This window comes from Salinivibrio costicola subsp. alcaliphilus, from assembly GCF_001996185.1.
Taxonomy (GTDB): Bacteria; Pseudomonadota; Gammaproteobacteria; order Enterobacterales; family Vibrionaceae; genus Salinivibrio; species Salinivibrio costicola.
The window spans coordinates 1-829 of the sequence record NZ_MUFR01000111.1; the positions used below are offsets into that span (position 1 = coordinate 1).

Below are 829 nucleotides of genomic sequence, written 5' to 3' on the forward strand. Positions count from 1 at the left end.
TTGACTGCCCGTTAACTTGATCACCGGAGGCTTAAATTCCCAAGTGACCAGCTTGATTTTTTCTGCCCCCGCGTCTTTATACATGCCTGACTTGATCATGCCGACGGTGTCTATAATGCTGGAGATGAGTTTTAATTGGTCACGTATATTTTCAAATTCATCTTGCACGTCACGTGTGTGTAAATAGTTGCTATTTTCGTACGTTAACCCGGTGCCAAACTTTGTTTCCGTGCTGCCTTCTTTGATCGAGAGACTTCCCTCCAGCGAAAATTTCTCTTTGATTTCATCCTTGGGGATCTCGGTGCTGTCATGCGCTTCCGCGCCGCCGTTTCTGAGGTATTCCTCGTAGCGCGCGGTACGCTCGTCATAACGCTCTTCATCCGATTTTTCTTCTGTCTCTTTTTTAAAGGAAAGCGTCAGTTCACTCTCTAGCGTGACCTTGGGGTACACCTTGAAAGACAGACTGTCATTCGACAGCACACCGACGATGGCTTTGGCAATGCTACCAATCAAGGGTATGTCATAGATAAGGTGGGTTTCTTCTTGTGGCTGGCCATCACATTGCGTCACGCACACCTGATAGGTTTTATAAGGCAGCACATTTTGTGCGTCTTCCGCCAGCATCAACATTAAGACATTCCACAGCTCATGCGCCTCGGTGGGCGGGGAATGCACCATAATCCCGCTGTTTTGTCCAACCGATAAATCTTTCGCAAAGGCGTCATTATCAGTCACATAGCCGTTCGGGCAAGTCGGTTTTGCGTCTTGGCAACTGCCTTCAAGGGTAATGTCAACCTCTGCGCCCTCGCCTTCATCAATCACAACAACC

1 pseudogene is annotated in these 829 nt (G+C 48.3%); it reads right to left on the reverse strand.

The annotated features are described in order from the left end of the window. A pseudogene (locus BZJ21_RS16385) lies at positions 1-829 on the reverse strand (hypothetical protein); the annotation flags it as partial.